Annotated in this window: 12 protein-coding genes; 4 read left to right on the forward strand and 8 right to left on the reverse strand. The window is 63.0% G+C overall.

All coding sequences use genetic code 11. The features are described from left to right. Window positions 1-108: 108 nt before the first annotated feature. Window positions 109-1,323, reverse strand: a complete 1,215-nt coding sequence (locus AC57B1_RS07945) for a glycosyltransferase (protein WP_408344415.1) — start codon at window positions 1,321-1,323, stop codon at window positions 109-111. Continuing rightward, window positions 1,320-2,813, reverse strand: coding sequence for an O-antigen ligase family protein (locus tag AC57B1_RS07950; RefSeq protein WP_496417170.1), 1,494 nt, complete (start codon window positions 2,811-2,813; stop codon window positions 1,320-1,322). The genes AC57B1_RS07945 and AC57B1_RS07950 overlap by 4 nt, the downstream gene beginning before the upstream one ends. A 344-nt stretch (window positions 2,814-3,157) precedes the next feature. On the opposite strand from AC57B1_RS07950, the gene AC57B1_RS07955 reads away from it, so the two are divergent. Next, complete coding sequence (locus AC57B1_RS07955) at window positions 3,158-4,312, forward strand: acyltransferase family protein (protein WP_408300956.1); 1,155 nt, start codon at window positions 3,158-3,160, stop codon at window positions 4,310-4,312. A 128-nt stretch (window positions 4,313-4,440) separates the two neighbouring features. Here the strand turns inward: AC57B1_RS07955 and AC57B1_RS07960 are convergent, their stop codons facing one another. After that, complete coding sequence (locus AC57B1_RS07960; RefSeq protein WP_408344424.1) at window positions 4,441-5,631, reverse strand: glycosyltransferase; 1,191 nt, start codon at window positions 5,629-5,631, stop codon at window positions 4,441-4,443. Between the two features lie 340 nt (window positions 5,632-5,971). Between AC57B1_RS07960 and AC57B1_RS07965 the strand changes: the two genes are divergently transcribed. Both AC57B1_RS07965 and AC57B1_RS07970 read left to right on the forward strand, forming a co-directional pair. Continuing rightward, on the forward strand, window positions 5,972-7,225 hold the full coding sequence (locus tag AC57B1_RS07965) for an oligosaccharide flippase family protein (RefSeq protein WP_496417171.1): 1,254 nt from the start codon (window positions 5,972-5,974) through the stop codon (window positions 7,223-7,225). Next, window positions 7,225-8,298 carry a glycosyltransferase family 4 protein gene (locus tag AC57B1_RS07970; RefSeq protein ID WP_408345314.1) on the forward strand — a complete coding sequence of 358 codons (1,074 nt, stop codon included), beginning with the start codon at window positions 7,225-7,227 and terminating at the stop codon, window positions 8,296-8,298. The genes AC57B1_RS07965 and AC57B1_RS07970 overlap by 1 nt, the downstream gene beginning before the upstream one ends. Window positions 8,299-8,361: 63 nt before the next feature. Here the strand turns inward: AC57B1_RS07970 and AC57B1_RS07975 are convergent, their stop codons facing one another. The 3 genes from AC57B1_RS07975 to AC57B1_RS07985 all read right to left on the reverse strand — a co-directional run bounded on the left by AC57B1_RS07975 (window position 8,362) and on the right by AC57B1_RS07985 (window position 11,010). Next, window positions 8,362-9,342, reverse strand: a complete 981-nt coding sequence (locus AC57B1_RS07975) for a hypothetical protein (protein ID WP_496417172.1) — start codon at window positions 9,340-9,342, stop codon at window positions 8,362-8,364. Between the two features lie 271 nt (window positions 9,343-9,613). Then, on the reverse strand, window positions 9,614-10,225 hold the full coding sequence (locus AC57B1_RS07980; protein WP_496417173.1) for a hypothetical protein: 612 nt from the start codon (window positions 10,223-10,225) through the stop codon (window positions 9,614-9,616). 437 nt (window positions 10,226-10,662) lie between these two features. Then, window positions 10,663-11,010 carry a DUF6566 family protein gene (locus AC57B1_RS07985; protein WP_496417174.1) on the reverse strand — a complete coding sequence of 116 codons (348 nt, stop codon included), beginning with the start codon at window positions 11,008-11,010 and terminating at the stop codon, window positions 10,663-10,665. Window positions 11,011-11,273: 263 nt separating this feature from the next. On the opposite strand from AC57B1_RS07985, the gene AC57B1_RS07990 reads away from it, so the two are divergent. Further along, window positions 11,274-11,654: a TraR/DksA family transcriptional regulator gene (locus tag AC57B1_RS07990; protein ID WP_408344439.1), complete on the forward strand. Its 381-nt coding sequence runs from the start codon at window positions 11,274-11,276 to the stop codon at window positions 11,652-11,654. Between the two features lie 238 nt (window positions 11,655-11,892). On the opposite strand, the gene AC57B1_RS07995 is transcribed toward AC57B1_RS07990, so the two are convergent. Together AC57B1_RS07995 and AC57B1_RS08000 are read right to left on the reverse strand one after the other, a co-directional pair. Continuing rightward, window positions 11,893-12,696 carry a family 1 encapsulin nanocompartment shell protein gene (locus AC57B1_RS07995; RefSeq protein WP_408185922.1) on the reverse strand — a complete coding sequence of 268 codons (804 nt, stop codon included), beginning with the start codon at window positions 12,694-12,696 and terminating at the stop codon, window positions 11,893-11,895. Further along, window positions 12,689-13,750 (reverse strand): Dyp-type peroxidase, encoded by a 1,062-nt coding sequence (locus tag AC57B1_RS08000; RefSeq protein ID WP_496417175.1) that lies wholly within the window; start codon window positions 13,748-13,750, stop codon window positions 12,689-12,691. The genes AC57B1_RS07995 and AC57B1_RS08000 overlap by 8 nt, the downstream gene beginning before the upstream one ends. Window positions 13,751-13,812: the final 62 nt, after the last annotated feature.

Consider the following 13,812-nt stretch of genomic DNA (forward strand, 5'->3'; position numbering starts at 1 on the left):
CAGGCGCGCCATTTTCAATTTTGGTTGGAACTTTGTGCGCTGTGGCGTCGCGGTGTCATGAGCCAGGCGCGTGCGCGTACTGCGCGCCGCGTGACTAGCCCCGCGCGTTCAGCGGCTTTGCTGGGTTGCTTCGCGCAGTGTGGTGAGCGTATTGTCACGCACGTCTTCATGGCGGCCCTTGGATTCGAGCAGGGCGGTCAGTGCGCTGACCATGGTCTCGACCCGGAAGCGCGCATTGAATGTGCGAGCCGCCTGCGCGCGCATCGCCTCGCGAGCGGTGTTGTCGAGTTCGAGCCAGCGTACGAGATTCTTTTCCGTACCGTCGACTGTATCCGCGGCCACCAGTCCGGCGCCGTCCGCTTCGATCTCGCGCCACACATTGACTTTGTCGGAGATCAGCGCCGGTAGGCCGCAGCCGAGCGCCTCCGCCACCGCCACGCCGAAATTCTCCTGATGCGACGGCAAAATGAACACGTCGCTCGCATGAAAAGCGCCCCACTTCAGGTCGCCTTGCAGCATCCCCGGCAGACTCACGCGATGCGCGACACCGGCCGCCTGCGCCTGAGTGCGCAGTGTCGTGGCCCAGCCGGTTTCGTCCGGACCGGCAATGACGAGGTGCAACGTCTGATCGCGGCTGGCAATGCGCGCGAATGCGTCGATCAGCAGATCGCAGCCTTTTTTCGCATGCACGCGGCCGAGAAACAGCACGATGCGCTTGCCACGCAAGCTGGGGATGGCCTGCAGGAATGCTTCGCGCAGCGGCGCGGCTTCGAGTTGCGGCACCGCCGTGCCGAACGGCACGATGCGTTCGTGCGCCCGATACAGCCAGAACGATTGGCGCGCTCGCGTGCGTTCTTCTTCCGTCGTGAAGATGACGGCGCGCGCATCGCGCAACACGCGATACTCGGCCCACGGCCAGTACAGCCACTTCTTCAGATGCTTGAGCGGGTAGGCCTCCTTGAACCACGGGTCCAGCATGCCGTGTACATATACGTAATACGGCACCTCGCTGTTGTGCAGGACTTTCCAGGCCGCGAAGCCGTGGTATTGCCACAAGCCGTGGACGATCACCGCGTCGAAGCGCTTCGCGTTGGCGGCAAGCCAGGGCGCGAGGCGCTCGCTGAAGCTGTAGCGGCCGCGGGTCGGGCCGAAGGCGTGGACCGGGAACGGGAAAGCCGCGAGGTAGGCCTCGCTGGGCGCATCGCACGTCGCCACTTCGATCTCGTGCCCGGCTTCCTGCATGGCCACGCCGCTGCGGCGCACGCCTTCAACGGGACCGCCGGCGCGTGGGTCGACGCTTGCAAGCAGGTGGAGGATTTTCATCGAATGATACCGGGTCGGTTGGAGCGGTGCCTCTGCGGCGTGTGCGGGACCAGCGCGCCGTACTGGCGGGAGTCGGTGCCGGTATTGGCTGTGCTCGACATGCCGAGCGTGGCCGGGAGGTCGGCGCGGCCCATACCGGGTTGGATTCGGCCGGGCAGTTCGGGCATTGCCTCCGCCCGTACAGACGGCGGACGGCGCAAGCGTCGCGCGCGAGCCGGCAGCGCGCGCTGCAAGCGCGCGTGAGTGGCGATCATCAAGCCGAGCGCGACGCCGAATATCAGGCCGGAAAAACGCGGGCCGAGCGGATTGCCGCCGATCGACGTGGCCGGCAACGCGGCAAACAGCATGATGGCGCGCCCGAGCACCGGCAACATCGGCGCGTCGGGCACGACAGAGCGCCAGTAGCGATACGAAAAGAAGCAGATCGCCAGCGCCGCGAGCGTGACCAACGGCATGGCGAGGCCGAACAGCAGGCCGCCCGCGAAGAACTGATAGACCCAGAAATTGTGTCCCGCGGCCCACTCGCTGATTGCGTAGAAGTCTTTCTCGCTGATCTGACCGGCGAGGTCAGGCAGATAGACCGGTGAGTAGCGATAGTAGTGACCGTAGCCTTCGCCGAATAGCAGCGTCTCCGGTTCCGCCGTCACCTGGTCGTACTGGTCTCGCATTTCCGCGAGACGCGTGACGGTGGTCGGATCCTTGCCGGAGCGGGTCTCTTCGGAGAAGAAAATGCGCTGCGTCCAGTGTTCGGCGACGGTCGGGAAACTCAGCGCCGCAACGCCGGCCACGCCGGCGAGCACGGCACTGATAATGATCGTGCGGCTCGTCGCGCGCCAGATATGCCGGATAGACGGCGCGCTGAGCGCCATGGCGATCAGGAAGAGCAGCACGGTGCCGATCATCGCGCTGCGGGTCACACTCAGCAGCTCGATGACAACGCTCAGAGCGAACACCGACACGGTAAAAAAGGAAAAACGCTTCGCCACGATGAATTCGTGGAGCAGCACGCCTTGCAAACCCAGTAAGGTCACGGAGAGGATGCGGAAGCGCACGTCGTCGAGACCGCCGCCGGTCGCCATGCCGTAGACCAGGGTGAACACGAGGCTGATGACGTTGGCAACGAACAGGGCTTTTTCGAACTGGGCGATGCGGAATTCGCTCCACGGGCGACATGCCACGAGATAGCCCAGCATGAAGAGGACGAATGGCAACAGCACGCGCAAGTAGTTGCCGGTGTCGTTATCCTGAACCAGTTGCGCGACGATGCTGCCGAACACGCACAGCATCACGCTCCACGTCACGGCCGAGCGTAGCCGCGAACGTTCGCGAAAGCGCGGTGCGATGAGAAGGAGCGCAATGCCCGCGGCGATCGCCGGAAGGACGAAGATGAACTGCGCGAAGTGGCCGGTATTCGCGTCGGTCGCCTTATAGTCGAACGCAAGCGGTAGCAGAAAAATCCATATCCAGGGCGTTGCATACTGATGGCGCATTACCGATTCCTCCCCGTCGCCTTCGATCCGCCGTCGGTCTATAGCGGACGGTCTCGCATCGGGTTATTTTGAAGGAATCTCCCGCGCTGTTAGTTGGCTGGACCGCATTCGTCGAGCATTGCCTGGGTTCTGGCGTCGGCGGAAAGCGCATGCTCTGCAAGACGCGCGCAAACTTGCGTATCTTGTCGGCCAATGCCTTGAAGTTGGCGCGCACGCACGCTTGCCGACACCGAAGATGCAAAAAGGGCCACGCGCCCGTGAACGACGACAGCGACCATCTTGCATGGGATCAGAGTAGGGCTAAAAGCGCTCAAGCGCCAACTTTGGTCGACAGGGGGAACAACATGAAATTATTCGGCGGGGCGGGACCCACAACAGCCGGGCGGGCGGTCGAGTTGGACTTCGTGCGCGGCATCGCCATCATCATGGTGATGGGCTTTCACTTTCACGCTGTTCACACCGGCAATTACCTCATTCAGATTATTGAGTACCCGCTGAAGAATTTCGGCCGCGAAGGCGTGAATCTGTTCTTCACGCTCAGCGGTTTTCTGGTGGGTGGCCTGCTGCTTCGACAGTACGCCGAGACCGGGCACGTCGACGCAAGGCGCTTTATCATCCGGCGGATTTTCCGCATCTGGCCCGCGTATTACGTGCTGATCGTCTTTCATGTGCTGGCCGGACGCCACCCGTGGAATTCCTTCCTGATCCAGAACCTGACCCACTTGCAGAACTATCTGGGCACCTCGATTACGCAGACGTGGAGCCTTGCCGTCGAAGAACACTTCTATCTGGTGCTGCCCGCGCTTCTGCTTCTGTTCGCGCGCTGGCGTCTCGGCGCCTGGACGATCGTCAGCGTGCTCACCGGCATCTGCGCGATAGTGCTCACCGCGCGCTGCTTCGCCGTGGCAGGCGGCAACCTCGAGGCGGCTTTCGCGTATACGCAATACCGGATCGACAGTTTGCTGGTCGGCGTGATTCTGTCCGCGATCTACTGGATGAAACCCGGCGTCTACCATCAACTCGCGAAGCGCAAGTGGCTGCTGATCTTCAGCGTCGTCCTGCTTTGCGCATGGCTCGCCTTCGCAACGAAGAATCTCGCGCTGGATGAAAGCATCGGCTATACGATCCAGGCGATCGGATTCGCTGCGTTGATCGTGCTGGTACTGGAGTACTCCGGGTCGCTGCGTCAATCGTGGCTGTATCGCGGCGTGGCGTGGATCGGCCTTTATTCGTATGGTATTTACTTGTGGCATTCGCTCGCGCTCGCGCCCGGCGACATGCTGATTCGCAAAGCGACCGCGTTGGGTCTCGCGCCGAGCCTCATCTGGGTTGTCGCGCTTGCGGCGCAGTTTGCGATTGCGATTACGATCGGCTACGTGACCACGCGCGCCATCGAGTACCCGTTCCTGCTGATGCGCAACGCGCTGTTCCCGGAAAAGCGCAGCAGTTCGGTGCGCGAGCAGGTGCCTGCCGCTGCGGCGGGTGGCCAGTTGTCCTGAGCAGGGGGAATGCGGCCGGTTACGCGTGTATCCGGCCAATTAACCGATGCCACAAATGCCACAAATGGCGAGGCGTCCATCGTAATGATGGACGCCTTGCGTTTTTTTGAAAGACCTCTGCGGTGCAGTCAGGCCATTTGTTGCAGCAAGGTCTGCTTGAACTGCCCGAGCGTATGCCGTGACAACAGATCCTCGCGGGCGCCCGGTACGGTTTCAGGCGCGTGCGGCCAGGAGGTCATCGTCTCGGTGATCGCACGGCCGATTGACGCGGAACTCAGGTCGCTCAGGATCGGCCCCAATTCGCAACGCCGGCTGAACCAGCCGATCAGACCGTCTTCCGTCGCGATGACGGGTTTGCCGAAGCGGTACGCCTGCACCAGCACGCCGCTCATGCCGTAGTGCCCCTTATAGCCGAGCCAGACTGCGTCGCACGCGGAGAACAGATCGCGCTCCAAATCGTTGGAGATGAATGTGTCGAGCACCAGCGGTGCTGGCTTGAGGCTGCGCACATGGTTGCGCATGAAGTGGCGCGTGCCCGCATCCTGCTCGCCGGCGACGATCAACGTGGGTGCATGCTCGAGTCGCGTGAGCGCATGAACCAGTTCGTAGATGCCCTTGCGTTCAGTGATCGCGCCGTACACCAGCAAATAGCGTTGTTCGGGATCGAGCCCCAGACGGTTGCGGGCCAGCGCCGGATCCTCCGCCTGCTCATCGGGAAACGGGTCGGCCACATAGGCGATGGCCGCGCTGTGTTTCCAGGCGTTCTGGGCCGCCCATTCGGGCAGCGTGGGGTCGATCGTCAGCAGCGTGCGCAGGCCGGTGGTGCGGATTGCGCGCTTGAATAGCTGCGACTTGACCGCATTGACGAGCGGACGATCGGGCGCCTTGATGCCGACCTTGTGGTGATGAAACGTCGCGCGCATCGTGATGCCGATCCACGGCGTGTCGCCGAATGGCGAGCCGAGAAACGGCAGCGAATAAAAGAAGTAATCGACGTAAGGCACCACCACGAGACGGATGGACTGCATGCGGCTGATGATCGTATACACGCGCTTGAAGTAGCGGTGAAAGCGCCAGTATTCGTTGGGCTCGCGCAGGCGGCTGCGCGGCCGCTCCTCGGGATCGACGAAAGCGATCTGCTGGTCCGGGCGGTTGGCGGCGGTGATTTGCCGCGCGAGCCGGTGGTCTTCGTTGGCACATTCGGTCACGAGCATGCACGGATAGCCCGCTTCCGCGCAAGCCTGCATGGTCCACTCGACATAGCGCCAGCGGTGCCCGGTCAGATTCGGTTCCACAATCAGGACGTAGTCTTGTTCCATTGCGTCGGCAGCCATTTACGTTGGGTGAAAAGTACTCGTGCGCCTGTTCCTGAACGGCGTCGGCTGAGCAACGTTAGCACCGCCGGAATGGGTAGAAGCACTAATTTGACCCGCTTTGTTGGTTAACGTACTAGGGGGTGTTGGCCGCGGCGGAACCCGCCTAGCTGATGGCGGTTGTCGGCGATTCTCTCGCGGTATGGTCGTGCATGGAATTCGATGAAAAACTTCGCCAGCTTGCTGGTGCAATCTAACTAATTATGCGCCGGCGGCGTTTGCAGCGATGCGTGAAATCGCTGTGCGTGGCCGATTCACCGGCGCTGCGATTCGACGGAGAGATAGCTTGCGGGCGATCAGGCTTCCGGCGTTCTCGATGGCGGGCAGCTTCGGCGCGAGTGCGGCGACGTGGGTCCTGCTGCAACAGTTCGCTGTGCGTGGACTTGTAGCGATCAAATTTCTTGCGATCGGGCGGATGCTCGGACCGGCGGCGATCGGCAGCGTGAGCGTGGCTTTGCTCGCGGTGGCGATTGCCGAGGCGTTGTCCGACACCGGGCTGGCGCAAGCGGTCATTCAAGGCGAACATCCGCCGTCGCGCTCGCAACTCGGCGCGCTGTGGACGACATTGACGGCGCGAGGCGTGCTCATCTCGCTGCTGCTGGTCGCGCTCGCCCCGTTGCTGAGCGACCAGTTTCACCTGAACGGCTCGCTGGTGCTGATCCAGCTCGCCGCGCTGCTGCCTTTACTGCGCGGGCTGGCTTCGCCCGCTTACTACGTGGTGCAGCGCGAGCGGCGGTTTCAGCACATCGCCGGAGTGGAGGTGGCGGCGGCGTTCGTCGATTGCTCGGTCGGGCTCGTGCTCGCGTATTTCGGCGCGGGCGCTGCCTCCGTGCTGCTCGGCCTCGTGGCGGGCGAAAGCCTGAAGAGCACGCTGACCTGGGCGACCATGAAACCTCGCCCGCCGATCCGCCCCGTGTGGTCGGGCATCGGCCACTATGTCGGCTTCAGCCGCTGGATCTGGGCCAGCAGCGTGATCAACCTGCTGCTCAACCAGTTCGACAAGGTGGTGGTCGGCAAGCTGCTCGGGCCGGCTCAACTGGGCAGCTATCAGATGTCGTCGCGGCTCGCACAGATGCTGCTCGCGGACGCCGCCATCGCCATGTCGCAATACCTGTTCCCCACGTTCGCGGCGCATTACCGGCGCAATCCGCAGTCGGCGGCGCGCGTCATCAAGATCTATCTGCTGGTGGTCGCAATCGGGCTCGCCGGTTTCGTTGCGCTGCTGAGGCTGGTCGCCGAGCCGCTCTTCTCGCTGGTTCTCGGCGCAGCGTGGCTGCCGGCGGTGCCGCTCTTCAAAATCCTCGTGATCAACATGGCGATCGGTGCGTTGATCGCGGTACTGGTGGCTTATCTGCGCGCGGTGGGCGACGCGAAAGCCACCGTGCATGCATCGGCGATCCAGGTCGTGGTGCTGCTGCTGAGCGCGCCTCCCGCCGTTCACTGGTGGGGTGTGACGGGCATTGCCTGGTCCATGACGCTCGGCCTCGGCTGCGCCGCCGCATGGATGCTGTTCAGGACGTTGACGACGAGGACTTCATGATGCGCGTATTTCATCTGGTCCTTGCACCGCGCCTGTCGGGAGCCGAAGTCCTGGCTAAAGACCTCGCGCTCGACCAGTGCGCGGAGGGCATGGCGGTGTGCGTGGCTTCGCTGTTGCCGGCGCATGCGGAATTCGCGCCCCTGCAGGACGAATTGGAGCGCCATGGCGTGGCGTGCGTGTTTCCGCAGCGGCGGCATCGCGCGCTCATCAAGCTATGTCATCTGTTCGCCGCGGTGCGGCGCTTTCGCCCGGATGTGATTTTTGCGCACGCGACCATTCCCTCGTTCTACGCGCGTGCGTTGCCGCTGCGCGTGCCGGTGGTGTACGTCATGCATTCGGCGACCAACGACTTCGAGCGCCCGCTGTTCAGGCGCGTCGAGCATATCCTCTCGGGACGTGCCCGCGTGGTGATCGGCGTTTCCGAGCAGGGCGTGACGGACTACGTGCAGGCCATCGGGCCGCATCCATCCATGACCGTGGTGCCAAACGGAGTGGACCTCGAACGCTTTTCGTTCACTGACGGCGCGGAGCGCGACGGCCGTACGGCGCAGGTGGTGCAGATCGGCCGGTACGCGGCAGTGAAGAATCAACTGGCGACGTTGCGGGCTTTCAGCGAAGTACTCAGGCGGGGGAAAGACGCGCGTCTCGTGCTGTACGGCGTGGTCGAAGACCCGGACTATCAACGCGCGGTCATTGCGCTGGCGAAAACGCTTGGCATTGCGGAACGCGTCGTGGTTGCGGGCCCGCGCACCGACGTCGCCAGTGTGCTGTCCGAGTCGAACGTTTTCGTCATGCCGTCGGAATCCGAGGCGCACAGTGTGGCATTTCTCGAGGCGTTGGCCTCCGGCGTGCCGATCGTGGCGAGCAAGATTCCGGCCTTCGCCTTCGCGAACGGCTTTCCGGGTGTCCAGCTGATCGATACGGACAATGTGCAGTGCTACGCCGACGCAGTGATTGCCGCATTGGGGCAGGAGCGGGCGCAACGTTCGCTGACTGGCCTGACGCTCAGGGATACCGCCGACCGCTATCGCGCGATCGCGCGTCAGGTGAGCCTTGCAGTGTCGGCCCGCTAGGGCGAGTCACCCGCAAGCGCTCGTCGGCATTGGTTCATGACCGGCTTGCAACTGACTGTGCCATTAGTGATGGCTGGTCAGGTCGCGTGTGTCGGGTGCCGACTCGGGCGCAGGTTCCGCGGCAGGCGGCATCTGGAGTTCAGTCTCGCGCTGCGCAAGCGTCACTAGACGCTGGGCCTCCTTGCTGCTGGAATCGATCTGCAGCGCGGTGCCGGCATTGTGCGAGACGCACGTCCATCGCGCGATATATCCGCAGCCTCGCGCGAGACTCAGTAACGCATCGCGTTGCTGTTCGCGCGCGCTCAGCGTCGAGCGTATATTCAACGCGTCGCGATTATCCGGTTGAGCGGCAATCGCCGCCGCAAGGCGCGCTCTGGTTGCCGATAAATTGTTTTCCTGAAGATTGGCGCGCGCGGCGCGCAGATGCCGGGACACGTCCGCGCGTACCTTATCCGGTGGCTTGCCTGACTGGCCGCCCGAATCGCTTTTCGCGCCGGGGTCGACGGATGCGACGCGGCGCGCGAGCGGCGGTGAAGCGGCCGGTGGCGGAATCGGTGGGGAACGCGCCGGCGCGGGCCGAAGCGCGGCGACCGTCGTAGGTTTCTGCGCGGCCACGCTCGCCACGGGTTTCTGCGGAAGAGCGGCAACGGGCTTCTGCGCGAGCGCGGCAACGGGCTTCTGCGGGACAGCGACAACGGGCTTTTGCGCGAGGATGGTCGCGGGTTTCTGGGGCGGGGCGGTCGCGGATCGCTGAGCGCCCGCCGGCGCGGACTTCTGGGGCAAGACGGCAAGCGGCGCGACACTCTGTGTCTGCACCTTGCCGGAGACCCCAATAGGAGCGCCGACCTTCGAGTCATTGCTACGGATGAAACCCAGATACACCGCGGACGTCACCACCAGCACCGACGCGGTCAGCACGAGTGGCTGGCGCAACCGTTGATACGTGGGCACCGCGACGACGGGTTTCTCGACGAACTCATAAGGATTGACCAGCGCGCGCGAGGACGGACTCCAGATCTTGCGGATGGGCAGTCGGCGGTCCACCAGCGGCTGTGAGTCGTTCAGCGGCTCGTGTAACGGGACTTGCAGGGAAGAACGCGGGGCAGCGCGCGCGCCGAGCGACTCGTGCGGCCACTGATGACACGAAGGACAAGGCGTGAAGCGACCTGCTAGCGGGACACCGCGGTGTCCGCATCGGGATGGATCGTGCTGATCGGAGGTCAAGTCGCTAAGCATCGCCGTGTCGCAAAGGGGCGTCGAATGCCGGCGCCACAATCAGAAAAACAAGGCACCGTAACGAAGCTTGCAAGCAAGGTTACTGTGCGACTACGTAACCCCGCGCTTGCATGCACGCGCCATACGCGGCCCAATACTGTGTCATCGGCGGCTCGGGCGCCGGCAGAGGCGGGAGCTTCACGCCGGATGCCGCAGCCACCTGGGCCGCACTCGCGGCCGCCGTTTCCGAGGCGCCGTTTTCCGCGCTTGTCGCAGATGTCGACGATGCCGTCGTAGCCGCCGTGGTCGTGGTTCCCGCCACCGGAGCGCTCGCCGCCTTGGGCGCCGAAGCACCTTTGGTCGGCGCCGTAGCAGCCGTGGTCGCGGCGGGCGCGCTTGCGCCTGTTGCGGCGGCCGCCGCCGGCATGCTCGCGCCAATCGGCGCGCTCGAGAAACTGCTGGAGGGCAATGGCGGTCGCGACGGCACACCCGTCGACGAGGTCTTGGTCGCAGCCGGCTTGCGTGGCGGAATCTGCGGTTCCCGGGTGATGTTGACCTTGGTCTGCTTGTTCGCCGCCGCGTAACACGTTGCGTTGTCGATACTGCGCTGGTAAGGGCTTTGACTTCGAATCGGATAGGTGAGCGGCTGCCATGCGAAGGCAGCACTGCTACACACCACTAGCGTCAGTACGGTATATGTTTTGATTTGCATCGCAGTCGCTCCCGCAGCGATGTTTCGCCTCTCGTAGGCAATCGCGCTTCGCGGTATGTTCTGATAGCTGCTGATTTTGCCGCTGAACGGCGGCTCACTGCCGCGAAGGCTGCTTTCCTGAGCGTAACACCGTGTATTGTCGACGCAATACACTGCCATAGCGCGCGAAACCGCCATCCTGCAGTCGAATCAAGACACGTCGGCGCGAATTGGCGGGAAAGTCAGGGCTATCCCTGGGCATGCCGGCGGTGCCGGGAGCGGCGGGCTAGTCGAAGCGGGCGTCGTCAAACCCGGGAAATTCCTGTTCTGGCGGTGCATGATGACCAACCTTACCTGGCTTGTCGTGGCTGACGGAAGACGGGCGCGTATTTTAAGTGCCCCTGGTCTCACGCCAGCTTCGCAAGCCCACCGGGCACGATGTTCCGTCCCTGTGGTTGCTATGGGGTGGGCTTGGCGCTGCGCGATTGCTCGACGTCACGGAACCAGGTTTCCGCTCGGGAGCGCTCGGCAACGCTGGAGTGGGGTTGTCGCGCGTTCAAGTCTTGATCGACGAACCGGTAAGCCCATTCGACTCCGTCTCTCGTGGCTTCCTCTTCAGTCAGCCATTCCGGTTGGGTCGTCATCGGACGGTCGTAGACTGCGGCTCCCGCGCCTCGGCTGACGCTCACACTCGCAACCCAGGCGCCGCGCTTGTTAAGTTCAGGCCGCACCACGATTTCAAACTCGCCGTAAGAAACTGTGCATGTTGGCATCGTTTTCTCCTTTGCAGCGTTCGTGATCGACATCCGCCCGCATTCAGCGCGCATGCTTCTCATAAGAATCCATCATGCCGTAATTCCACCATGCCGACAGCGGGATATTCAGCCTGAACAGCAAAGCGCCGCGCGCATGCCATCAATCGCTCTCATCGGCGAAGCCCAGCTTCACTTGGGCATGACTTGCTCGTAGACTTCAAGACGGGAAGCTGAATGGCCACGCATTTCGGGAGTCGGGTGAGTGACGCTTCACGCTACCGCGTGCAAAGCGAATCGACGCAAGGGAGAGAATCATGGCGGAGCAACAGGGTGAGTTGAGTGAGGGGTTCATCGCGCAGCAGCGCGAGCGCCTCGAGGCGCTTCGCCGGGAACTGCTGGGCGGGGAGGAGAACACGCTCGCGGACGAGCAGGCAACGCAGGAGCAGCATGGCGATGAAGCGGAGGAGTACGAGGACGAAGCGCAGTCAATGGCCCAGAAGGAGGTCAACCAGGCGCTGCGTGACGTGAACGACCACCGCATCGCGGACATCGAGCGCGCGTTGCAGAAGATCAAGGAAGGCACCTACGGTCTTTCCGACGGGAGCGGTCTTCCGATACCGAAAGCTCGGCTCGAAGTCACGCCGGAAGCTATTTTCACTGTCGAGGAACAGAGTCGTCGCGAGGCCGGCAAGTGACGGCGTTCCGGTGATACGTGTCGGGTCGATCCGCCAATGCTTAACACTGGAAAATCAATATTTCCTTCTGCGCAGTCCGTTCATGAAATGCACGGACGGATTCAGGGTTCGTTATGCTAACCATGCTGTGATTGCATCACTGCGCAAAGGAAGGCGCTGAATGCCGGACCAGAACGGCATTCAGCCGGGGGAGGCCATTACCGGAACAGCGAGTGGCTCAATCCGCTCGTTCCACCGCCTATTCCACCTGCGTCACGGAAACCGATGCTTCGCTCGTCAGCATCAAGAATGTCAGTGTTTCGCGCAGATAAAGTCGCACCACGGTGTCGGTATGGCTCGTGTAGCCGATAGACAGATCTTCGCCGAGGTGTAACTCGAAGTCGCCGCCGCGTGTGGACAGCACGCTGCCGCCAGCGAGCGCGGGCGCCCAGATGATGTCGCCGTTCACAATCCGCTTGATGTGCTCGATAACCGGATAACCCTGGTCGCGTGCCTCGCCCAATGCGGTGTACGCATCGGCGCCGAGCAGCACGGAATAGGGGCCGTCCACGCCGGCGAGCCGCAGTTGTTCGAGCGCGTTACTGATGGCGTTCGGATAGTCGCTAACGTCGGCCGGCAGGGCGAGCGGCGGATTGGAAGAACCATCGCGAATCCCGCCTATGCCCGCAGCCGGATAGCCGTCGAAAATCGCGCGGTCTTCGGCGTAGGCGAGTTGTTTTGCCGCTTCTTTCGCGGGCTGCCAGTCAGCATCTTTCGCGCCGCGCACGACACTGTCGATTGCCTCGCGCTGCAATTCGAACGGCACGGTCAACTCGACGAGGCTCTTGACCTCCGCCAGTTTCGCCACGACGCCCTGCTGCGGCGCGGCGATCGCGATCTGATGCCCGGTGCCGACACCCGACAGCTCGGTGCCACCGGGACCCTTGACGTCGACCACGCGACGGCCGGCGACGCTGCGCCTGAAGGTGCGCGCCACTTCGTCTTCGATCTGCGACCAGGCAGCACGGGAGATTGGGGCGAGCTCGCGATGCAGGTTATTCATATTGGGACGTTCCCTTGAGAGAGCCAATGTTCAACGAGCCGGCTTCATGCGGCTCTGCGGACGAAGACATATCGGTCTGCTGTTCGACATCGGCAGCAGCGGCGGTTTGTGGGTCGCGGTCTGCGAGTTCTTCAAGCAGGGTCGCCGACGGGACGAAGAAGAGGCCGCCCGTCACCGCGCGGCTATAGTCGAGCAGCCGGTCGTAATTGCCCGGCGGCCGCCCAACGAACATGTTTTCCAGCATCTGCTCGATCGGCGCGGGCGAGCGGGCATAGCCTATAAAGTAGGTGCCGAACTCGCCCGAGCCGGGTTTGCCGAACGGCATGTTGTCGCGCAGTATCTTCACTTCCTTGCCGTTCTCGGTGAGGGTGGTGAGCGAACTGTGCGAGCACGACGGTTTCACCGCTTCGTCGAGTTCGATGTCGGACAGTTTCGTGCGACCGATAATGCGTTCCTGAGTCTCGACGGAAAGCGCGTTCCAGCCCGTCATGTCGTGCAGGTATTTCTGCACGACAACATAACTGCCGCCCTCGAACTCCGGATCTTCGTCACCGATCAAGGTAAATTCATTGGCGGCGCGACCCGTCGGGTTTTCCGTGCCGTCGACGAATCCCACCATGGCGCGCATATCGAAGTAGCGAAAACCGTGAACTTCGTCGATCACGGTGATTGCGTCGCCGAGTGCGCCCAGTAGCTGTGTGGCGAGCTCGAAACAGAGATCCATGTGGTCGGCGCGAATATGCAGCAGCACGTCTCCCGCCGTGCCGACCGCCCGGCGCTCACCCGAGCCGAACTCCCGGAACGGATGCAGGGAGGCGGGCCGAGGGGCGCCGAACAGGGTGTCCCACGCGTCGGAGGCGAAGGCGCACACGCACGACAGATTGCCGGCGGGAACCCGCTTGCCGACAGAGCGCACGAGAGCGGCGATGTCGCCGCACCATGCGCGTACCTTTTCTGCCTGGTCATTGCCGGCCTCGATTGTCGCGACGATAAAGATCGCGCTGCGGGTGACGTCGTTACAAATGGCTTGCGGCTCTGGGATGTCGTTGGGCATCGGATTGAGTATGAATGAATCGTTGCGAATTCCGACAGCAGTACAGCGAATGCTTTTGCGAC

The organism is Paraburkholderia sp. BGA-UO-ETr-F21 (genome assembly GCF_059567925.1).